The organism is Bacillus sp. YBWC18 (assembly GCF_002998775.1).
In the GTDB taxonomy this organism is placed as follows: domain Bacteria; phylum Bacillota; class Bacilli; order Bacillales; family Bacillaceae; genus Bacillus.
On the sequence record NZ_PVRI01000001.1, the window covers coordinates 1158411 to 1177761 of the forward strand.

General features: G+C 41.5%; 22 protein-coding genes, 1 pseudogene and 1 riboswitch. Of the genes and pseudogenes, 3 read left to right on the forward strand and 20 right to left on the reverse strand.

Annotation, left to right across the window (positions count from 1 at the left end):
- Window positions 1-215: 215 nt before the first annotated feature.
- The 12 genes from C6348_RS06045 to C6348_RS06100 all read right to left on the reverse strand — a co-directional run bounded on the left by C6348_RS06045 (window position 216) and on the right by C6348_RS06100 (window position 11452).
- On the reverse strand, window positions 216-1997 hold the full coding sequence (locus C6348_RS06045) for an ATP-binding protein (RefSeq protein ID WP_106042295.1): 1782 nt from the start codon (window positions 1995-1997) through the stop codon (window positions 216-218).
- Window positions 1994-2716: a response regulator transcription factor gene (locus C6348_RS06050; RefSeq protein WP_003215596.1), complete on the reverse strand. Its 723-nt coding sequence runs from the start codon at window positions 2714-2716 to the stop codon at window positions 1994-1996. Before C6348_RS06050 ends, C6348_RS06045 begins: the two co-directional genes overlap by 4 nt.
- An 87-nt stretch (window positions 2717-2803) precedes the next feature.
- Window positions 2804-3982, reverse strand: coding sequence for a c-type cytochrome biogenesis protein CcsB (gene ccsB, locus C6348_RS06055; protein WP_034661119.1), 1179 nt, complete (start codon window positions 3980-3982; stop codon window positions 2804-2806).
- Window positions 3966-5645, reverse strand: coding sequence for a cytochrome c biogenesis protein ResB (gene resB, locus C6348_RS06060; RefSeq protein WP_106042297.1), 1680 nt, complete (start codon window positions 5643-5645; stop codon window positions 3966-3968). The genes ccsB and resB overlap by 17 nt, the downstream gene beginning before the upstream one ends.
- Window position 5646: 1 nt before the next feature.
- Window positions 5647-6177 (reverse strand): thiol-disulfide oxidoreductase ResA, encoded by a 531-nt coding sequence (resA, locus tag C6348_RS06065; protein ID WP_106042299.1) that lies wholly within the window; start codon window positions 6175-6177, stop codon window positions 5647-5649.
- 90 nt (window positions 6178-6267) lie between these two features.
- Window positions 6268-7002: a 23S rRNA pseudouridine(2605) synthase RluB gene (gene rluB / locus C6348_RS06070; RefSeq protein ID WP_034620508.1), complete on the reverse strand. Its 735-nt coding sequence runs from the start codon at window positions 7000-7002 to the stop codon at window positions 6268-6270.
- A gap of 135 nt (window positions 7003-7137) precedes the next feature.
- Window positions 7138-7674: a spore maturation protein gene (locus C6348_RS06075; RefSeq protein WP_003216139.1), complete on the reverse strand. Its 537-nt coding sequence runs from the start codon at window positions 7672-7674 to the stop codon at window positions 7138-7140.
- Window positions 7675-7678: 4 nt separating this feature from the next.
- On the reverse strand, window positions 7679-8266 hold the full coding sequence (locus C6348_RS06080) for a nucleoside recognition domain-containing protein (protein WP_012010425.1): 588 nt from the start codon (window positions 8264-8266) through the stop codon (window positions 7679-7681).
- On the reverse strand, window positions 8254-9405 hold the full coding sequence (locus tag C6348_RS06085; protein WP_106042301.1) for a D-alanyl-D-alanine carboxypeptidase family protein: 1152 nt from the start codon (window positions 9403-9405) through the stop codon (window positions 8254-8256). The genes C6348_RS06080 and C6348_RS06085 overlap by 13 nt, the downstream gene beginning before the upstream one ends.
- A 112-nt stretch (window positions 9406-9517) precedes the next feature.
- Window positions 9518-9997: a YpuI family protein gene (locus C6348_RS06090; RefSeq protein WP_106042303.1), complete on the reverse strand. Its 480-nt coding sequence runs from the start codon at window positions 9995-9997 to the stop codon at window positions 9518-9520.
- A gap of 113 nt (window positions 9998-10110) precedes the next feature.
- Entirely contained in the window at window positions 10111-10704 is a 594-nt protein-coding gene (scpB, locus tag C6348_RS06095; protein ID WP_034661126.1) for an SMC-Scp complex subunit ScpB, read from the reverse strand.
- Window positions 10694-11452 carry a segregation/condensation protein A gene (locus tag C6348_RS06100; protein ID WP_034661986.1) on the reverse strand — a complete coding sequence of 253 codons (759 nt, stop codon included), beginning with the start codon at window positions 11450-11452 and terminating at the stop codon, window positions 10694-10696. Before C6348_RS06100 ends, scpB begins: the two co-directional genes overlap by 11 nt.
- Before the next feature lie 209 nt (window positions 11453-11661).
- Between C6348_RS06100 and C6348_RS06105 the strand changes: the two genes are divergently transcribed.
- Together C6348_RS06105 and C6348_RS06110 are read left to right on the forward strand one after the other, a co-directional pair.
- Entirely contained in the window at window positions 11662-11754 is a 93-nt protein-coding gene (locus C6348_RS06105) for a YjcZ family sporulation protein (protein ID WP_012010430.1), read from the forward strand.
- Window positions 11755-11841: 87 nt separating this feature from the next.
- Window positions 11842-12366 (forward strand): DUF309 domain-containing protein, encoded by a 525-nt coding sequence (locus C6348_RS06110; RefSeq protein ID WP_034661127.1) that lies wholly within the window; start codon window positions 11842-11844, stop codon window positions 12364-12366.
- Window positions 12367-12390: 24 nt separating this feature from the next.
- Here C6348_RS06110 and C6348_RS06115 read toward each other — a convergent pair whose 3' ends face one another.
- The 7 genes and pseudogenes from C6348_RS06115 to C6348_RS06150 all read right to left on the reverse strand — a co-directional run bounded on the left by C6348_RS06115 (window position 12391) and on the right by C6348_RS06150 (window position 16742).
- The gene (locus C6348_RS06115; RefSeq protein WP_003215830.1) at window positions 12391-12744 is read right to left on the reverse strand and encodes a GNAT family N-acetyltransferase; all 354 of its coding nucleotides are present in this window, start codon (window positions 12742-12744) and stop codon (window positions 12391-12393) included.
- A 113-nt stretch (window positions 12745-12857) separates the two neighbouring features.
- Window positions 12858-13322, reverse strand: a complete 465-nt coding sequence (gene ribH / locus C6348_RS06120; protein ID WP_012010433.1) for a 6,7-dimethyl-8-ribityllumazine synthase — start codon at window positions 13320-13322, stop codon at window positions 12858-12860.
- Window positions 13323-13369: 47 nt separating this feature from the next.
- Window positions 13370-13975 (reverse strand): annotated as a pseudogene (ribB, locus tag C6348_RS06125) (3,4-dihydroxy-2-butanone-4-phosphate synthase); the annotation flags it as partial.
- Between the two features lie 11 nt (window positions 13976-13986).
- Window positions 13987-14637: a riboflavin synthase gene (gene ribE, locus C6348_RS06130; protein WP_060596762.1), complete on the reverse strand. Its 651-nt coding sequence runs from the start codon at window positions 14635-14637 to the stop codon at window positions 13987-13989.
- A 254-nt stretch (window positions 14638-14891) separates the two neighbouring features.
- A riboswitch (FMN riboswitch) is annotated at window positions 14892-15033 on the reverse strand.
- Between the two features lie 104 nt (window positions 15034-15137).
- Window positions 15138-15482, reverse strand: a complete 345-nt coding sequence (locus C6348_RS06135; RefSeq protein ID WP_034318777.1) for a hypothetical protein — start codon at window positions 15480-15482, stop codon at window positions 15138-15140.
- A gap of 224 nt (window positions 15483-15706) precedes the next feature.
- On the reverse strand, window positions 15707-15940 hold the full coding sequence (locus tag C6348_RS06140; protein ID WP_106042306.1) for a DUF2164 domain-containing protein: 234 nt from the start codon (window positions 15938-15940) through the stop codon (window positions 15707-15709).
- Window positions 15941-16160: 220 nt separating this feature from the next.
- Entirely contained in the window at window positions 16161-16742 is a 582-nt protein-coding gene (locus C6348_RS06150) for a TetR/AcrR family transcriptional regulator (RefSeq protein ID WP_034661130.1), read from the reverse strand.
- A gap of 269 nt (window positions 16743-17011) precedes the next feature.
- Here C6348_RS06150 and C6348_RS06155 point away from each other — a divergent pair, with 269 nt between their 5' ends.
- Window positions 17012-18274: an MFS transporter gene (locus tag C6348_RS06155; RefSeq protein WP_106042307.1), complete on the forward strand. Its 1263-nt coding sequence runs from the start codon at window positions 17012-17014 to the stop codon at window positions 18272-18274.
- 118 nt (window positions 18275-18392) lie between these two features.
- On the opposite strand, the gene C6348_RS06160 is transcribed toward C6348_RS06155, so the two are convergent.
- The coding region (locus C6348_RS06160) for an IS1182 family transposase (RefSeq protein WP_106042335.1) at window positions 18393-19351 on the reverse strand (959 nt) is incomplete at its 5' end.

The window sequence follows — 19351 nt, forward strand, 5'->3', positions numbered from 1 at the left end:
AGCTAAAATGATCTTTATTTTAGCTCTTTGTCTTCTTTTCAGCGTGATAGAAAACCTTTGCAGTCTAGGAAGGACGAGTACCGGAGCGGAGCGAATTTGACATTCGTGAGCACCGGAGCGCAGACCTGACAACGAATGCGAGGGTTTGTCTACACGCTGACACTTCTTTTTTTCGAAAAGAAGTGTTTCTCATGTAACAAGATTCTTCGTCAGGATTAGACGAGTTCCTGCTTTTTTCTCGGAATATAAAAGGTAAAGTGTGTACCTGTACCCGCTTTGCTATGTGCATGAATGGAGCCTTGATGCGCCTCTACGATGTTCTTCACAATCGCAAGACCAAGCCCAGTACCAGAACGCCCTCTTGTTCTTGCCTTATCCGCTTTATAGAAACGTTCGAAAATAAATGGCAGATCCTCTTCCGGGATTCCGCTTCCCGAATCTTTTACATCCATTTTCAGACCGCTTTCCACCGATTGAACCGAGAAGTGAACCTCTCCGTCCTCTGGTGTATGACGAATGGCGTTATCAATGAGATTCGTAAACACCTGCTCAATCTTATCCGGATCGAGTACAAAGTGCGGTTCATCCACTTGAATGTCATATGTGAGATCAACTTGTTTTTCTTTCGCAATACCGAGAAACTTGCGGTAAATCTTCTCGGTCAGCTCTTCTGTATCTGTCGATTCAAGATTAAGTGTAATATGGCCCGCTTCCATTCTCGCTAGATCTAGAAGGTCATTCACAAGACGTCCCATTCGAAGTGATTCGTCGTAGATAATTTGCGCAATCTCTTTCTTTTCCTCTTCTGAGCCTGCAATATCATCTACAATCGCCTCACTATACCCTTGCAGCATGGCAATTGGAGTACGAAGTTCATGACTGACATTGGCAATGAAGTCTTTTCTCAGCTTATCAAGTCTTCGTTCCTCTGTCATATCACGAAGGACCGCAACTGCTCCCCTGACATCCTGCTGATTATAAAGCGGGGTCATGAGAAGAACCCAAGTACGTCCTTGCAGCGTGACTTCGATCATTTGCTCTTTTTCTGTGCTGACGGCTGTATGAAACAGTTCTCTCGCTTCTGGTGGCAGTTCATCTCCATCTTTGATCTTCATATTTTGCTCGTAATACCATGCCTGCAAGAATCGTTCTGCAGGAGGATTCGTCATGAGAATCGTTCCATCAATATTGATGGTGATGACACCATCAGCCATACTGCTTAAAATGTTGGACAAATGTTCTTTTTCTTGATTTAAGGCTGTGATATGGAATTTAAGCTGCTTGCCCATTTGATTAAAGGCGATGGCCAGTTCTCCAATTTCGTCTTGCGTTAATATAGGAATCTTGGTATCAAATTTCCCTTTCGCCAGATCCTGTGCCCCCTCTCTCATCTTTCTGAGAGGATAGGTGACACGTGTTGATAAGAAGAAAGCGAAGATAGTGGTCAGAATAATGGCAATTCCGGCTGCTAGGAAGATATAACGCGTCGTATGTTTCGTTGTTTGTTCTACAGCGAGTAATGATTGAGAAAGAAAGACCATGCCTTTTTTTCCGTTTGCCTCAAATGGAACACCGACGACAATTCGTTCATCTTTCTGATTGCCTGCATTTGGTTCTGCACGTTTACTGATTTTTTTACGATCTTTTAGTGCTTGATTTAAATCACTGTCCGCTTCAATTTGTTTCTTTGTAATCGCAGGAAGCTTCCCGTCTTTTTCAGACGAATACCACTCTAGCCCGTCCTCTTGGATAATCGCAATACTCGTCAATTTGTCAGCAAGCTCTGATGTAATCGACCTTGCGAGCGATTGATCCTCATGGCTTTCTAAAATGACCGCTACTTTGTTTGCCATTTGAGTTAAATCTGACTTTGCTTCTTCTACATGGTAATTCTCAATGAACTCTAAAAGAAGCACGGTTAAAATAGATAAAACGATCAGGACGAGGAAGAGAATGGTTAACCATAGCTTTCCAACGACACTTTTCCACAGTTTCATTCAGCGCCGACCTCAAATTTGTACCCGACACCCCATACCGTCACGATTTTTTTCGCAGCTTCTGGTGACACTTTATTCAGCTTTTCGCGAAGTCGTTTGACGTGGGTATCGACTGTTCTCAAGTCTCCAAAGAATTCATACTGCCATACTTCTTTTAACAGCTTCTCTCTGTCATAAACCTTATCCGGTGTTTTCGCAAGGAAATATAAAAGCTCATATTCCTTCGGCGTGAGACTGACTTCTTTGCCATCAGCCGTCACTCTATGCGCATCGTGGTCAATTGAAAGATGAGAAAACACAAGTACATCTTTTGTTGTTGTCCCAGTATTGAGATAAGACGTTTGAGAAGATCTTCTGAGCAATGCCTTTACACGTAAAACAACTTCACGCGGGCTAAAAGGTTTTACGATATAGTCATCCGTTCCTGCCTCAAACCCTTGGACGCGGTTGGCTTCTTCTCCTTTTGCCGTCAGCATAATGATTGGAGTCGCTTTTTTGTCTCGAATTTGATTACACACTTCGATTCCATCTGTCCCAGGCATCATTAAATCGAGTAAAATGAGGTCATAATCTGTTTGGAGTCCTTTTTGAATCGCCTCATCTCCATTTTCTGCTTCATCGATTTCATAATTTTCACGTTCTAAGTACATTTTTAAAAGGCGGCGAATTCTTGCCTCATCATCTACGACTAATATTTTCGTTTGAGTTGTGTGTTCCATTAGACAATCCTCCTGCTTTCTCCGTTGTTACATTCATTTTAACAAAAAGCCAAATCGATTCATAAAAAGTTGGCCTTTTTCATGTGATTAAGCGTAAGAATGAAGCCCTGCAATCACAAGATTGACAAAGATGAGATTAAACATAATGATGGCGAATCCGATGACAGCTAGCCAAGCGGACTTTTCGCCATGCCAGCCCCTGGATAAGCGAAGGTGAAGGTAGGCTGCATAAAAGAGAAACGTAATCAATGCCCATACTTCCTTCGGGTCCCAGCCCCAGAACCGAGTCCAGGCAATTTGCGCCCAGATCATTGCAAAAATCAGCCCGCCTAACGCAAATACAGGGAAACCAATGGAAACAGCCCTGTATCCAATTTCATCGACTAAATCTAGGTTCACCTGCTTCACAAGCGGTTGAAGCAGAGCGCTGAGTCGTTTGCGAATGATCAACCGAATCAGTCCATACAAGATCAGCCCCGTGCCGAATGACCATAACACCGTATTGACCTTTCTTCCTGAAAAAACAGGCGGCAAATCAACAAATGGTTCCAAACGATCTTGCGTCACAAGCTCTCCTTTATGAGGTCCAACTAGTGCTGGCAGCTCATAGACCATCACACTTTCCTCTTTATTTTTATCGACCCAATTAAATTTTGCCTCGTACCCTGTCATTCTAAAGATGGACGTGACAGCGATAAATGCAAGTGTAACAACAATCATAAACATGACGAGCTCTAAACCAAATGTCTTCTTCCCTGGCTTTGTTTGATCGACATGCTTTAATAGGAAGATGACACCTGCCACAAAGCTGATCGCTAAAATGGCTTGCCCAAGTGCTGCTGTTGTCACGTGAATATAAAGCCAATTACTTTGTAGTGAAGGAATCAGCGGTGAAATATCTGATGGGAACATACTTGCATAGGCAATAATCAATAAAGCGATTGGAAGTGTAAATAAACCAAGTACAGACACTTGATACACAAAATATAAAATGATGAATGCGAGCACAAGCATCATGCCAAAAGCGGTTGTGAATTCAAACAAATTACTGACTGGTGCATGACCAGACGCCATCCACCTTGAAATAAAATAGCCAAATTGGCTTAAAAAACCGATGATGGTGAGCGTAATGCCGATAAGTGCTGCCTTATTCCTGCGCGGTCCATCAACTTGCTTTTTTCCTTTAATGGCACCACCAAAAAAAGGAACTGCCGCTAAATACAATAGAAAAGCTGCAAATAACAGGTTTTCACTGACTGCTGCCATCTAATCCTTCCCCCTTGCTTTTGCTGATACTTGTTGTATCAGGCAGTTCTTTTTGATCAACTGGCTGTTTGATGCCACTGTCACTTAGTAACACGTTGAGATCAGACTTTAAGCCGAACCAGTTTTTGTTTGTGTGTCCTGCCACAAATACTTTTCCATCCTTTGCAGACAGCCAAATTCTTCTATGCTGCCAATACATCCCCTGCACGACACCAATCATGAAGATAATCCCGCCTACGATGAGCACCCCGAGAGTTAAATCTTTTCTAACCGTCAATCCCGTGACGTTTTTCGTTTCCACTCGATCAAACTTCATTTTATATATGTTGTTATCAGAGCCTTCTACTGTCTCTTGAATCGCCACAAAGCTTTTTTCACCTTTAGGCTTTTCAGGAGAAATCATTTCAAACACGAAAGCAGGATTATTTGGATTCCTTGTTTTCGTACTCGGCGTTCCATCATCGTCAAAATAAAAATCAGGGAGATAGCTCATCACTTTGACTTTGTAACCGCTACCAAGATCATATTCTGACTTAGGCTCCAGCAGATTAATCTTCACTGTTCCGAAAGATTTTTCTGTATCTTTACGAATCAGTTGAAAGACCATTTGATCGAGTTCATTTTGTTTAAAATCCACTTGATATAATGAGAAATGATCAAACTTGAGCGGTTCGTTCACTTTGATATCGTGTTCTGTTACCTGCTTCAGCTTGGGCTTTTCACCAAACACAACTTCCCCTTCACGTTTGTATAAAGTGGCATCGGTTTTATAACTTTTCACCACTTGACCGTCGCCAGCTCTTTCAATCGCATTCTCAAACACTTTTTTTTCATTTCCAGTTTCATAGCGGTCAATTGAAAACGCATTATTTTTCAAGAAGTATTGACCATCTGTGCCTGGGATTGGGGCCGTTTCACCTTCTCTGACCCAGAGCGTTTCATCCACGTACATGCCTGGGACAAACCGGAGCATCGATCCAATGAGAAAGATGATTAATCCAATGTGATTGACGTAAGGCCCCCAGCGTGAAAAGCGGCCTTTTTCAGCTAAAATATGTCCGTTTTCTTCTCGTACCCGGTAACGCTTTTGTTTCATTGCTCTTATGATGCCTTCATATGTATGCTGATCTAACGTTTTGTCTGTTTCACTGAACAGACGCTGTCTTCTCATAAAGCCTTCTTTTTTGATAACCCCTTGGTTTTTAAGTGCCCGATAAAGAGGAATGACCCGGTCGAGACTGCAAATGACAAGGGAGATTCCGATTGATGCGACTAAAGCTAAAAACCACCAAGAATTATAAAGATCATGGAATCCAAGTATGTAATACAGCTTACCAAACGACCCATATTGCTCTTCATAATAGGTGGAAGCAGATGCACCTGGCGGAATAAACCGCTCCTGCGGAAAAATGGTTCCTAGTGAGGAAGCAAGCAGTGTAATAACAATCAGCCACACACCCACTTTAACGGAAGAAAAAAAGTTCCATACTTTATCCACAATCGTTTTGTTGTATGTTTGCGAGCGTCTCGCACTGCCGTCATATCTCATATCAAGCAGCTTTGAAGAGTTTTTCTCTTTAGCCGCAATAGGATTCCCGCATGATTCACATAAAACAGTACCGATTGGATTAATATGTCCACACTCGCACTTTACCTCTTTCATTCTATGACCCCTTTGGTTTAATCAAATGCATATATTCATAGACATTACGTTCTGTCATGGTCCCCTTTATGACTTTGATTACCTTGCCTTCAGGATTAATTAAAAGCGTAGTTGGCAACTGCCCAATATCATATGCCTCTGTCACTTGACGATCTTTGTCCATCGCAACAGGAAAATTCACGCCATAGGATTCCATAAAATTCTTAACGGCAATATTGGATTCCGCAACATTGACTGCAACAATTTCCACACCGCGATTCTTGAACACTTCATACTGATTCGACATATAAGGGAATTCTTGTTTACACGGACCACACCAGGTCCCCCAAAAATTTAGAAAGATGCCTTTGCCTTTTAAGTCCTTTAATTCAATCTGTTCCCCATCCACAGATTGAAGGACAAAGTTTGGCGCAATAGATCCTTCTTTGACCCGATCCTGTTTGGCAAATACTGAGTTATACATCGTATAACATAGTGCAGCAAGCATCACGAGGAGAATGCCCGTCCGTATGAAAAACCGTCTTTTTTTCATCTAAAGTACCCCTTCCCCATAGACATTCAGGTAAATTATAGCATTCTCCTTCTTTTGATGCTTCTTCATTTTTTGAAGTTTATGTGAAAATTAAAAAGCGCTTTTCCCGTGATCTGCAATTGCTCTCAGGCGCTTTACTTCATGCGGTGTTAATTCTCTGCGGTCTCCTGGTCTCATGCCTTCAATATGAAGGAACGCATATTGCTCTCTTTTTAGCTTTAACACATCATGACCGATCGCTTCAAACATGCGGCGCACTTGTCTGTTTCTGCCTTCATGAATGGTTAATTGAACGATAGATGTCTGCTTTCGTTTATCGATAGAAAGCATTTTGGCACGAGCACGCGCTGTCTTTTTATGATCTAACATGATCCCTTTTTCTAGCTTTCTAAGCAATTCCTTTGATGGGATGCCTTTTAGCTTCGCTGCATACGTTTTATCAATTTCATATTTCGGATGCATGAGCTTATGGGCAAATTCCCCGTCATTTGTAATTAAAATCAAACCGCTCGTATCATAATCTAAGCGGCCGATTGGATAAAGGCGCTGCGGGACGTCATCAAAGAAATCTGTGACGACCTTACGTCCTTTATCATCCTCAGCAGCTGAAATGACGCCGCGCGGTTTATAAAGCATAAAGTAAACCGGTTCTTCTCTTTCAAGCTTTAATCCGTTGACTTCAATTTTATCTGAAGAGCCCACTTTTACTCCGAGCTCTGTCACTGTTTGACCATTAACGGTAACTCGTCCTTCTTTAATTAATTCTTCAGCCTTTCGTCTAGAAGCGACGCCTGCATGTGCAATTACTTTCTGTAAACGTTCCATTTGTCTTTCACCTCATGTACTATCTTACTTGCTTGACTTAAAACAAACAAGCATTCGTGGAAAAATAAGCGATTCGTCTGTCTAATTTCAGCTAAAAAGCGATTTTCCATCCACGAAATACAAAAAAGCGCCTCATTAGGCGCCGCTAAATAACAAACTGACGATGATGACAGATGCAATGATTCCAATGAGGTCCGCTAACAGTCCTACTTTCAGCGCATCCCCCATCTTTTTAATACCGACTGCTCCAAAATAGACCGTTAAAATGTATAGGGTGGTGTCAGTTGACCCTTGCATGACAGCTGCGAGCTGTCCGATAAAAGAATCTGGTCCATATGTCGCAATGAGGTCTGATGTCATCCCGAGTGCGGCCGTGCCAGATATCGGACGAATAAACGCAAGCGGCACCACTTCTGCCGGGAAGCCGATCGCTGTAAACACGGGTTTTAACAGTCCCATGACGAAGTCAAGCGCACCAGACGCACGGAATATCGTAATGGCTACAAGCATGCCGACTAAATAAGGAATGATTGAAAAGGCAATTTGAATGCCCTCTTTCCCGCCCTCGACAAATGTTTCATAGGTCGGTACCTTTTTAATGGTTCCCGCAATTAAAATTCCTGCGATGATCAGTGGGATCAAAGCAAGTGACAGCCAGTTAATAAATGACACGAGATCACCCCCGCCTGCTTCTGCGATAGTGGAAATAGCGATCAATGAGAATTGCACCGATTCCTGAAATGAGTGTTGCCAAAATGGTTGGGCCTACAATGTCTGTTGGCTGATCTGCACCATAGGTCATTCTAATCGCAATGACGGTTGTTGGCACAAGTGTAATAGAGGATGTGTTGACCGCTAAAAATGTAATCATGGACCGGCTTGCTTCATTTTTTCCGCCGTTTAATGCTTTCATCTGCTCCATTGCTTTAATCCCAAGCGGTGTTGCGGCATTCCCGAGACCAAAGAAATTCGCCATAAGGTTGGACAAAATATATCCCATTGCGGGATGGTTAGGCGGAATATCCGGAAATAGCTTTGAAATAAAGGGACGGCACAATTTACTAAAGAAATTTAACAAACCTGCCTCTTCTGCAATCTTCATCAGTCCGAGCCAAAAAACGAGGACACTAATCAGACCAATTGAAATGGTAACTGCTTCTTTTGAGCCCTTAAATACAGCTTCGTTTACTTCCTCCATCGTTCCGTTGAACATCGCATACACAAGACCGATGACAGTGAGGAATACCCAAATTAGATTGACCATGAAGATCCGCCTATAGATGTCTGAAAGACAGACTTAAACATTTCTTGAAAGCTTTTTTGAGGCATTCGATTTCGTTTATTTTCATAAAAAATCGGCACTTGCTCGATCACCTGGCCATCTAATAAAAATGTCATTTTCCCTACAACATCCGGGATGGCTTCGGCGTTTTTTTCCCACTTCTTTTGAGGGGTAAGCATTTCCGTTTCAATTTCCACTAGCTTTTTCTCATCTTCATTTAAAAAATAGTCCACATCACGCTTGATAAATGCTTTTTTTTCGTAAAAGGTTCCTTTTAACGAAGCGAGTCTTCCTTTTTCAGTAAGTACGTACGTTTTATAGTGATCAAATGCATATTCAAACATAGAGATATGATCCTTCCAGTCATCTGGGGCATTAATGGTCACAGCGATCAGCGCCGCATCCCCTTTTGCAGCTGTAGAGACAAGTGTGCGTTTTGCAAGCTTCGTATATCCCGTTTTCCCCCCAGTTGAATATTGATATAAACCAGTGAGGAGCTTGTTTTTATTTTTCCAATAGCCTTCCATCGTTTTCGCTTTATAGAAAGTCGTGCCCGCAATTTTTTGATATTGTTTATGCTCCATGGCGTATTTTGTTAAGATGGCCATGTCATAGGCTGATGAATAATGATGTTTATGATCATCGAGTCCATGCGGATTTTGAAAATTTGTATTCTCCATTCCTAGTTCAGACGCTTTTTGATTCATCATAAAAATAAATCCTTCTAAGCTGCCGCCCACATGCTCTGCAATGGCAACAGCTGCATCATTTCCAGAACGCAGCATAAGCCCGTACGTTAAGTCTTCTAAGCTCACCTTCTGCCCTTCTTTTAAATAGAGCGATGAGCCCTCTGCTTGAATCGCGCGTTTTGATACCTTGACGGTGTCTTTCATTTTTCCTGATTCAATGGCTAATACCGCCGTCATAATTTTCGTAATACTGGCGATTCTCCTTTTTTCATGCTCGTCCTTTCCAAATAGGACTCTGCCTGACTGTCCATCTATTAAAATGGCGCTTCTTGCACTCACAGATAATGATATGTCTGCTTTGGCATGTGAGGAAAAAGGCAGTAAGAGTGTAAATAGAAGAAGGACTGCTGTTCCAATTTTTAAATAGGGCATGTTCATTCACGTCCTTGTCCGTTTTGTACAAGTGTATGCGCGCCTGAAAAAGTTATGATGCCTCGTCCATAAAAAAAAGCGTCTCTATATGTAGAGACACTTTTTCCTCTTGCTATACCATTTTCATTTGCTGATGAGATGTCGTATATTCTAGCTCTTCTCTCATCGCTAAAAAATCGTTTTCTAATGAAGAAAATAATCGTTTCATATCAGCGGATACTTCATGGTGGAAAACAATGCTGCCCTTTCCTGTATACGCGGAACGGCTGTCTTCATACCATGTATCCTTTTTCGGCGTAAAAAATTCTTCAATACATTGATGATAAATACGGTGAAGCGTCTGCTGCGCGGCTTGCTGCGGGAATGTCTGCTGCTGGCTGATTTTCCTGCAAACTGCCGCTGCATCCTCGCTGTACACTGCAAGCTTCCGTAATGTACTCAACATGTCACAATAATAGGCTTCCGCTTCAGGGTTTAATCGTTTCATGCTTGATAAGGTAGCTTCGTTCAGAAAACCATTCATTTCAGTTGCAACCTTTGATAAAAAGACGCCTGCTTGATCAACTTGAGCCTTTACATTCATATGTGCCATTTGTTTCGTGTTTACCTTCCCCTCATGGCTTTATTACCATTTTATCTGACATCAATAGATGTTAGACCTAAAATCTTTTTTATATTTTATCATACATTTTTCATTCTTTTGAACTATTTTATCTCTTCGAATGTTTGATTGAAGTTTTCAAAAAATAGATCAGCCTCTTCTTGTACACCATCTGCTTCCACATTCTCTGGCAGCGGAGGTAATTCATCCAAGGCCTTTAAGCCAAACTGCTCTAAAAAGGTAGGCGTTGTCCCATAAAGAATCGCTCGCCCCGGGCCATCGGCACGTCCTACTTCACAGAGCAGTGCTTTGGCTACTAAACTATGAAGCACCCGCTCTGATTTGACTCCTCTGATCTCCTCTACCTCACTGCGTGTGATCGGCTGTTTATAAGAAACGATTGCGAGTACCTCAAGCGCTGCCTGTGACAAACCTTTGGATGGGGTCTCGACTAATTTTTTCAAATAAATGCTGTATTCTTTTTTCGTCAGCAGCATATATGAATCTGCATATTCAATGAGCTCAATCCCTCGTTCTTGTTTTTGATATTCTTCCTTTACGGCAGACATCATGTCGAGTAATGCTGCCTCTTCTACTTCAAGAACAGACATGAGCTGTTTTTTTGTTAAGCCTTCGTCACCTGCTGCATACAGCAGCGCTTCTATGATGGCTTTCCAATTCACGATATCAAGCGTCATGAATCGTTTCACTCCCTATTATATAAATGTCTTCAAAGTTTCCTTCCTGCTCTAACATGATTTGATGACTTTTCATCAATTCGAGAACAGCAAGAAACGTCACGACAAGGTGCTCCTTTTGATCATGTTGAAATAGAGTCATGAAATTGGTCCGCTTTTTCGTTTTTCTTAAATGGTTCATAATCTCATTCATTTTGTCTTCAATCGGGATTTCTTGTCTTGTAATCTTAGATGGTGCTGGTTTCGTTATTTTTTTTCGGTTCAATACCTTTTGGAACGCACCTAACATATCATACACCGTGACATGTAAGTTTGTGTCCTTCACTTCCGATTCTTTTGCAAATTCGCTTAAATCACTCGGAGGTTTTGTAAAGGCATTTTGCCTTTCTTCCTCGCGTTCCTTTAGTTCTTGTGCTGCATTTTTATACTTGCGGTATTCAATCAATTTGCCAATCAGCTCTTCTCGAGGGTCCTCTTCCTCTTCGAGCAGGTCTTCATCAAATAGCTCTTCCTCTTGTTTCGGAAGGAGCATTCTGCTTTTAATACTCAGGAGGGTTGCAGCCATCACCAAATATTCACTTGCCACATCAAGTTCAAGCTCCCTCATTGTGTGGACATATAATAAATACTGCTCCGTAATTTTAGCAACGGGAATATCATAAATATCGATTTCCAACCGGTTGATTAAATGTAAAAGTAAGTCCAAAGGACCTTCAAACGAATCTATTTTCACCTGATATTCCAGCATTTTTTTCTCACCATTTCTACTGTCTTCTAAGTACCGTTTCACCGGCTAACCTTTAGTATAAGACAGGATAAAGCTCTCGTCCAATATAATTTCGACCATGATGTCCTAGGCAAAACAAGAAAAACAGTGGTTTCGCCCATACCACTCAGGGCATTTATACATAGAATACCATTGTAAACAGAACTGATGAAAAAGGAGGCCGTATCATTATGGGAGATGGCTATAACTTTGGCGGAGGTTTCGCGCTTATTGTCGTGCTTTTCATCTTGCTGATCATCGTTGGCGCGGCTTGGGTTTATTAAAGAAACAGAGCGTCCTTTCACGAAGGGCGCTCTTTCTTCTTTTCTTTTCAATATGTTAGACTGAGAGTGGAAAAGGAGATGACCACTGTGTATCCTGAAGCGTACGTGGCTTTTTTACATGAATTTCATACGACAAGGGATTATTTTGAGTGTCATGAAATTCTTGAGGAATATTGGAAGGAAGACCCGCCTGAGCAGCGCAAAGAATATTGGGTTGGTTTCATTCAGCTTGCCGTTGCTTTGTATCATCAAAGACGGGGAAATGGAAAAGGGGCAAAACGGCTCATTTCAAACAGCCTCCACTTGCTGGAAGCAAACCGGCCCGTATTAGCGAACCTCGGTCTAGATGATGAGGCGTTTCTCATACTTCTGAGAACGCTAAAGAAGAAAATGAATGAAGACATGCCCTACGAAAGTGTGTTGCTCCCGATCAAAGATCAAGCGCTTCTTTCTTTATGCCAAGAAATGGCTCAAAAAGAAGGACTGACCTTTGGACAGGAGAGCAACTTATCCCACACATTTTTGATCGAAAAACATAGACTGCGTGACCGGACAGATGTATTGCTTGAACGAAAAAAGCAGATCGAACGTAAAAAAAGCAGAGGACTGTAGCCTCTGCTTTTACATGTGTGATATTTAATTTGTTTCGCTGTGACACTTATGAAAGAAGCCTTGCGTTAATTCATTTGGAATGAGTGTTTTGGTTTTGAATACCTCTTCCACGGCTAAAACCATTTCCTTGCCGATTCCTTGATCTCGATGGGATGGATTCACACTAATATGCTCGATTTGTACTTGGTCGTCTGTTTTCAACACACCAATGGCACCTACGATATCCTCGCCATCTTTCCAAAGGAACAGCTGCCGATTTTCATCCATTTCATATGACTTCATCGTCTGCTGAAGCTGTTTGACGTCTTTCTCACCCGGCATGAAGGAGAGTAGCCCCATGGCAATTTTTTCAAAAGACCTCTTATAACGAATTAACATATATACCCCTCAATATTCAAATTATCCTAATGTCCAGCAAATGTCTCACGAATCATTTGCTCATCACACATTATAAACATTTTTATACCGTTTTTAAACTCTTTTTCACTAAATTAACGAAAGGTTCGATTGAGATTCGCCATTTCAATGGCAGCTGCAGCCGATTCGCTGCCTTTATTTCCAGCTTTTGTGCCGGCTCTTTCGATGGCTTGTTCAATGGATTCTGTTGTTAGTACACCAAAGATAATCGGTACCCCTGTTGACATGGCACTTTGAGCAATTCCTTTAGCGGCTTCATTACAAACATAATCGTAGTGAGTTGTTGCGCCCCGGATTACGGTTCCTAGTGTAATGACGGCATCGTATTTCTCTGTTTCAGCTAGTTTTTTTGCCATGTACGGAATTTCAAAAGCACCCGGTACCCACACGACATCAATATCGTCACCGTTTGCTCCGTGTCTGAGCAATGTATCTTCTGCTCCGTCAAGCAGTTTACTTGTAATAAAGTCATTAAATCTCGCGACGACGATTGCAAATTTTAGTCCTTCTGCTACTACATGCCCTTGTATTGTATTCATATGTTGATCATCCTTTTTTGTGATTTTTATTTTGTTTCGATAGTTGCTGTTTCGTTATTGTTTAAATATGTCTGCAATGCTTCGATTGTCAGCATCTTTAAACCGTGCTGTTTTTGGATCTCTTTTAGTTCAGGGACGCGCGCCATTGTGCCATCTACATTCATAATTTCACATATGACACCCGCTGGCTCTGAACCTGCCAGTTTCGCAAGATCTACCGCCGCCTCTGTATGTCCTGGTCTTTCTAGTACACCGCCCTCTTTTGCAATGAGCGGAAACACATGACCTGGGCGGGCAAATTCTTCTGGTGTTGCGTCTTTATTTAACATGGCAAGCATGGTCGCAGAGCGCTCAAAAGCACTAATACCAGTCGTCGTTGTCACATGATCGATGCTCACTGTAAATGCTGTATGGTGTGCATCTGTATTTTGTTCTACCATTGGATGCAGGTTCAGGTGTTTGGCGATCGACATATGGACCGGTGTACAAATGAGGCCTCTTCCATGTAAAGCCATAAAGTTAATAACTTCAGGCGTGGCATGCTCAGCAAGTGCCACAAAATCTCCTTCATTCTCTCTGTCTTCATCATCCACTACGATAATGATTTCTCCTTCTTTTAGAGCATCTACTGCTTCTTCTACTGAATGATACATACAATCGCCTCCTAGAATCCGTGCTCTTTTAAAAATGATGGGGTCAATCGGGATGGCTGCTTTTCGCCTTGTTCTTTTGTTAAAAAGCGATAAATGTATTTGCCGATCATGTCACACTCTATATTCACAATCTCTCCCATAGATTTAGTCGGGAAAATAGTTCCTTCAAGTGTATGAGGAATAATAGAGACTGTGACATGTGAATCTTGCAAATCGAAAATGGTTAAGCTGACACCATCTATTGCGATCGAACCCTTTTGCGTGAGCATATCTGTGAGGGTCTTGTCCATCTCCAAATCATAGTAAATGGCATTACTTTTCTTTTCTATTCGGGTAATGACTGCCGTTCCGTCAACATGGCCTGAGACAAAATGGCCGCCGAATCGTCCATTCGAGGACATGGCCCGCTCTAAATTCACTGGACTGCCTGATGTCAGCTGATCCAGTGATGTCGCTTTGACCGTCTCTGGCATCACATCTGCTGCGAACTGTGCTTTTGTAAAGCTTGTGACTGTAAGACATACACCATTGATCGCAATACTGTCTCCGAGGTGAACATCTTCTAGCACACGGCTGCACTTAATGACAATTTCCATGGCATCTGCTGACTTTTTACTTAATGACTGTACGGTGCCAACTTCTTCAATTATCCCCGTAAACATGTGATCCTCCCTTTCTTTTCATTTGTATTTCTCACTTTATAAAAAAGCGATGTTAGGGACATGTGATCGATTGAGCACCTTCGTCGCTTTTTAAGGTCCATACAAGGTAGATGAGGGATCACCTAATAAACACTGCATGCCGGTCTATTAACTACATGTACATACAGAAAGCCCCGGAAAAAATTCCGGGGCTTTGGCTTTTTTGCATCAGAAATAAAACTATGATCAACAAATATTTTTCGTTCATAGCTTTCTTTATCCTTCTCCCATCCAGACTTTCACTGTCGGCTTCAGCTTTTCACTGAATCAACCGTTAATAAATTAACGGGTCACGGGCTGTAAAGCATTTGCTTTATTACCGTCGGTCGGGATTTTCACCCTGCCCCGAAGGATACAATCGATATTTAGCTGTCCTTAGGGGCTATTATAGCGATCCTTGTTGTCAAATGCAACAATCAAGATTTCTCACAAAAAAGTCTCCTTATAGGAAAGGAGACTTGTTAATTAACGACTTTTACTACTTTTATAAGTCCATCTATTCTTTTTTCATTACTAAAGTAGGCTTTAATACGATCGCCTTTCTTCAAGTCGGCCACATCATCTTCGAATTTCTTTCCATTAAAAATGATTTTTGTGCCGTTTTTTGCTTGACCGTAATATTCATCTCCATCAATTTTCGTAATGGTATATTCATAGATGGTATAATCTTTATCATTATTTGTTAAGCTTTCACCAATGGCTGTTGGCACATCTTCAATTTTCATGCCATTCATGTATAAATAACCTGCGCCTAAACAAAGCAGTAAAACAAATAAGACGGCAATTTTCAATTTAATTTTCCCCATATTTAGAACCTCCATCATCTGCACTTCGCCTATTTGTATGTTTTATTCCTTCTTTTGATGAAATAAAACCAAAAAAGCTGATTTCCATTAATGGTTACTTATATAACGATTGAGTTGGACCTTTGGTTCCACCTTTTCATCATTACATATGATACGAATATGCGTTCTTTATTAAGGGGGTCTCTTTCCTCTTTATCCGTTAGTAGGGCGCACACCATTGATGATCATCTTTTTTCGAGTGCGAATAGATCTTCCTCTAACAATTGCGATCTCTGAACAGCAATGTTCCGGCTGTCACGAACCCCTTGATTATAATAGTAACTTCCAAGATCTTTTGTGATAAATTCTAGTATATTAATGGCTGCTAATTCACCAATCTCTTCTTCTCGTTCTTCGGCAAAGTAACGCTGAATGGCAATCATCATTTGATTTTTTTCTTCTTTTGTTAATGGTTTCAAATTATCTCCTGCTTTCTTTCAGCATGAAACACGCTTTTTTAATTTGCATTGACATCTGTTTTTCAGTTGAATGTGGCGACACCCACAAATGCGAATATTTGTTCTCTTATCATATCACAAAATCGAGTTCTGTCCATAACTGTCCTAAAAGAAAAAGCGTGTTTTGATAGCTTGATCAAAATACGCTTTCCCTATATTGACTGTTTTCCACGTAGACTGTTTATTTCAATATGGAAAGTATCGTCGCTACAGAATGATCTACAAATGAACGCTCTGGACGAGATTTCATGAGGACGGTAAGTCCAATGAAAGAAACGACCAGTGTCTGTGCTAAAGCTTTAGCATTCAGACTGCTTTCGAGCTCACCCGAGCGAATACCTTGAACAATCCTTTCTTCAAAAATGACCGAAAGATACATCTGATGCTCTCTTGTAAGAATTTCAAATTTCTCTTCGTGTGGCGCAAGTTCCACTATTGTATTGATGCAAAAACATCCTTTACTCGGACCATCTCTATATTCCTCTTCTACTAAATCTGCAAATAATGCATGAAATGCTTCCTTTGCAGAAAGATTGCTTTGAAGTTTTGTTCGAATATGGCCAGCATGCTGCTTTGTATATTTGCGTAATGCGGCCTCAAATAATTCCTCTTTATCTCCAAAAGCTGAGTATAAGCTTGGCCGCTGTATTCCCATTTTTGCAGTCAAATCGCTTAATGTAGTGGCCCTATACCCCTTTTCCCAAAAAAGCACCATTGCCTCATCCAACGCTTTTTCCTTATCAAATTCCCGTTGTCGAACCATCAGCAATTCCTCATTTCAACAATAAAATTTCTTCACAAAGTCAGCCATCTATTTCTTGATATGATTCTCTATTTGGTTACCAATCGGTACATTATAATTTTATTTTATTGACGTACTAATGTCAAATTGCCTTACCCTCTCAAGATCAGCATCAATTAACTGTATCAAAGTCTTGACTTTAAAACGTTTTGTTGGTTATCCTTAACATGAATCATAATATACCGACCAGTATATTATACTTTTTAGTACAAAAGGAGACGATGAAATACATGGTGAAAGAAAAAATCACTTCCATTGAACATCTTGATATCGAAACGACTCATTTACCAATCAAACCGAGATCAACGATGACTCGCTATATGGCACTGCTGTTTGCGATAGCCTGCGGGATGGCAGTTGCAAACATATACTTTGCACAACCGTTATTAGACTCCCTCGCATCCGAGTTTGGTATCACCTATTCATCCATTGGCATGGTCATTACGATTACTCAGCTTTGTTACGCGCTGGGGCTGCTACTGATAGTACCACTTGGTGATCTATTGAATAGACGCCGGCTCATCATTGGTCAGATGCTTTTATCCGTGTTGTCTCTCATTCTAGTCGGCATCGCTCCTATCGTCACCGTCCTCTTTATAGGATTAGCTGTGGTCGGACTGCTTGCTGTGGTCACTCAAGTACTCGTAGCGTTCGCAGCGACTTGGGCCGCTCCAGAAGAGCGCGGTCGTATTGTTGGCTTGGTGCAAAGTGGAATCGTGATCGGGATTCTTCTCGCACGAACGTTTGCTGGTGTACTAACCGATCTCGCCGGCTGGAGGTCAGTCTACCTAGTTTCTGCCATTATGATGCTTATCATAACTGGCGTGTTGTTCCGAATTCTCCCGGGTGATGACAGCGAAAGAGAGTCATTATCCTATGCAAACCTGCTTCGTTCAATGTTTACATTGTTCAGACAAGAACGAATCCTGCGCATCCGTGGAATTCTGGCTCTTCTTATTTTTATTGTGTTTGGTACGTTATGGACTTCGCTCGTGCTGCCCCTCAGTACCACGCCATACAATCTTTCACATACGGCGATTGGTGCATTTGGTCTTGCTGGAGTTGCCGGAGCATTAGGCGCTGCTCGGGCTGGAAGCCTTGCTGATCGGGGCTTAGGACAGTTAACAACTTGTATAGCCCTTGTCCTATTAATCGTTTCATGGTTTTTTATCTTTTTCACTGAATATTCACTTATTTTATTGATCATCGGTATTATCATTCTTGACCTATCTGTGCAGGCCGTACACGTGACCAACCAGAGTATGATTTTCACAGTGCGGTCTGAGGCGAGAAGCCGGCTTACTGCTGCTTATATGATTTTTTACTCCATCGGCAGTGCGACTGGTTCTATTGTTTCAACCAGCATATACGCAAACGATGGCTGGATCGGGGTATGTTTATTTGGTGCCTCTGTCAGTGCCATTGCCCTTTTGTATTGGATCATCACCTACCGCCTCACGGAACAAATAACCGTAAAATCAGATTTAACATAAAAAAACACCGCGATTAAGCGGTGTCAGATTGTAGAGAAACTCATGTTTTTCTACAATCTTTTTTATTTTCATCGTAATTATGATTGATGGGATTTAATGAAAAAGGCCTCCCACACACCTAGCCTAGCTTCGCTAGGTGTGTGGCAATCTTCTTCATGTTCTGGCACGCAGCTGTGAGGAGAACTTGCTCACTCACGTTTTGTTTTCCCCTCAACCGACAGTAGCGAAGCCCGTGCAGTTGTTTTGAATCTGCAAAGCTTCGCTCTATTTTTTCTTTTCTTTTTTTATATAGCTCTTTTCCAGAGGCAGACAGACGATTTTGTCTGATCTTTTCTTTGTGTTCCTCCCATACATGTCTTGAGATCACTTTTTGATGATTTTTCGATCTTGTACAGCTCTTAAGGAAAGGACACGATACGCATTTTTTAGGGTCTGATTTGTAGAACCTATAACCTTTTCGATCAGTTGTCGTATATAATAGCTTCTCGCCATTTGGGCATATGTAGTGATCAGATTCAGAATCATACTGAAATTTCCACTTCTCAAATAATCCTCTTGTTGGATGAAAGCGTCTATGTGCGATGACACCAAAAATATGGCGATCCGATAAACCTTTACAGATTGAGGTTGTCAAATAACCAGAATCAAGGGCAACAGCTTCTACTTGAAAACCAAATCGGGCGATTTGGTGATCCAATCGATCAAGATACGGAATAGAATCATGGATATTGCCGGGCGTGACATGGGCATCCGTGATGATATTGTACTTCATATCCGTTGTACGGTGGTCTAGGTAGAAAAAGCCTTCCGGTTTATTTTCACGATAAAGATAGCCACTCTCAGGGTCAGTCATACTTTGACGAATGTCTTTTTTCGTTTTCACCTCCTCTTTTACCTTTAAGGGCTTTTTTCCGTGTGCCACCCGATCTTCTTGGATCGCTTCTTCTAATTCATTTATATAGTTCTGGGTATCTTGTTCAATCGTTTTTCTCGTATATTTATGTTTATTGGCATTGGCTTTAAGATGAGTTGAATCAGTAAAAAGAACGCGGCCTCCTACCATATCATGATTGATGG

What these genes read in the sequence shown, in the direction of transcription:
- ribH (WP_012010433.1), bottom strand. Translation starts at nt 13,322, where the DNA reads ATGAATACAATACAAGGGCATGTAGTAGCAGAAGGACTAAAATTTGCA.
- resB (WP_106042297.1), bottom strand. Translation starts at nt 5,645, where the DNA reads ATGAAAGAGGTAAAGTGCGAGTGTGGACATATTAATCCAATCGGTACT.
- rluB (WP_034620508.1), bottom strand. Translation starts at nt 7,002, where the DNA reads ATGGAACGTTTACAGAAAGTAATTGCACATGCAGGCGTCGCTTCTAGA.
- C6348_RS06155 (WP_106042307.1), top strand. Translation starts at nt 17,012, where the DNA reads ATGGTGAAAGAAAAAATCACTTCCATTGAACATCTTGATATCGAAACG.
- C6348_RS06090 (WP_106042303.1), bottom strand. Translation starts at nt 9,997, where the DNA reads ATGGCACATATGAATGTAAAGGCTCAAGTTGATCAAGCAGGCGTCTTT.
- C6348_RS06105 (WP_012010430.1), top strand. Translation starts at nt 11,662, where the DNA reads ATGGGAGATGGCTATAACTTTGGCGGAGGTTTCGCGCTTATTGTCGTG.
- C6348_RS06115 (WP_003215830.1), bottom strand. Translation starts at nt 12,744, where the DNA reads ATGTTAATTCGTTATAAGAGGTCTTTTGAAAAAATTGCCATGGGGCTA.
- ribE (WP_060596762.1), bottom strand. Translation starts at nt 14,637, where the DNA reads ATGTTTACGGGGATAATTGAAGAAGTTGGCACCGTACAGTCATTAAGT.
- C6348_RS06150 (WP_034661130.1), bottom strand. Translation starts at nt 16,742, where the DNA reads ATGGTTCGACAACGGGAATTTGATAAGGAAAAAGCGTTGGATGAGGCA.
- C6348_RS06050 (WP_003215596.1), bottom strand. Translation starts at nt 2,716, where the DNA reads ATGGAACACACAACTCAAACGAAAATATTAGTCGTAGATGATGAGGCA.
- ccsB (WP_034661119.1), bottom strand. Translation starts at nt 3,982, where the DNA reads ATGGCAGCAGTCAGTGAAAACCTGTTATTTGCAGCTTTTCTATTGTAT.
- C6348_RS06045 (WP_106042295.1), bottom strand. Translation starts at nt 1,997, where the DNA reads ATGAAACTGTGGAAAAGTGTCGTTGGAAAGCTATGGTTAACCATTCTC.
- C6348_RS06085 (WP_106042301.1), bottom strand. Translation starts at nt 9,405, where the DNA reads ATGCCCTATTTAAAAATTGGAACAGCAGTCCTTCTTCTATTTACACTC.
- C6348_RS06100 (WP_034661986.1), bottom strand. Translation starts at nt 11,452, where the DNA reads ATGCTGGAATATCAGGTGAAAATAGATTCGTTTGAAGGTCCTTTGGAC.
- scpB (WP_034661126.1), bottom strand. Translation starts at nt 10,704, where the DNA reads ATGACGCTTGATATCGTGAATTGGAAAGCCATCATAGAAGCGCTGCTG.
- C6348_RS06135 (WP_034318777.1), bottom strand. Translation starts at nt 15,482, where the DNA reads ATGGGGAAAATTAAATTGAAAATTGCCGTCTTATTTGTTTTACTGCTT.
- resA (WP_106042299.1), bottom strand. Translation starts at nt 6,177, where the DNA reads ATGAAAAAAAGACGGTTTTTCATACGGACGGGCATTCTCCTCGTGATG.
- C6348_RS06080 (WP_012010425.1), bottom strand. Translation starts at nt 8,266, where the DNA reads ATGGTCAATCTAATTTGGGTATTCCTCACTGTCATCGGTCTTGTGTAT.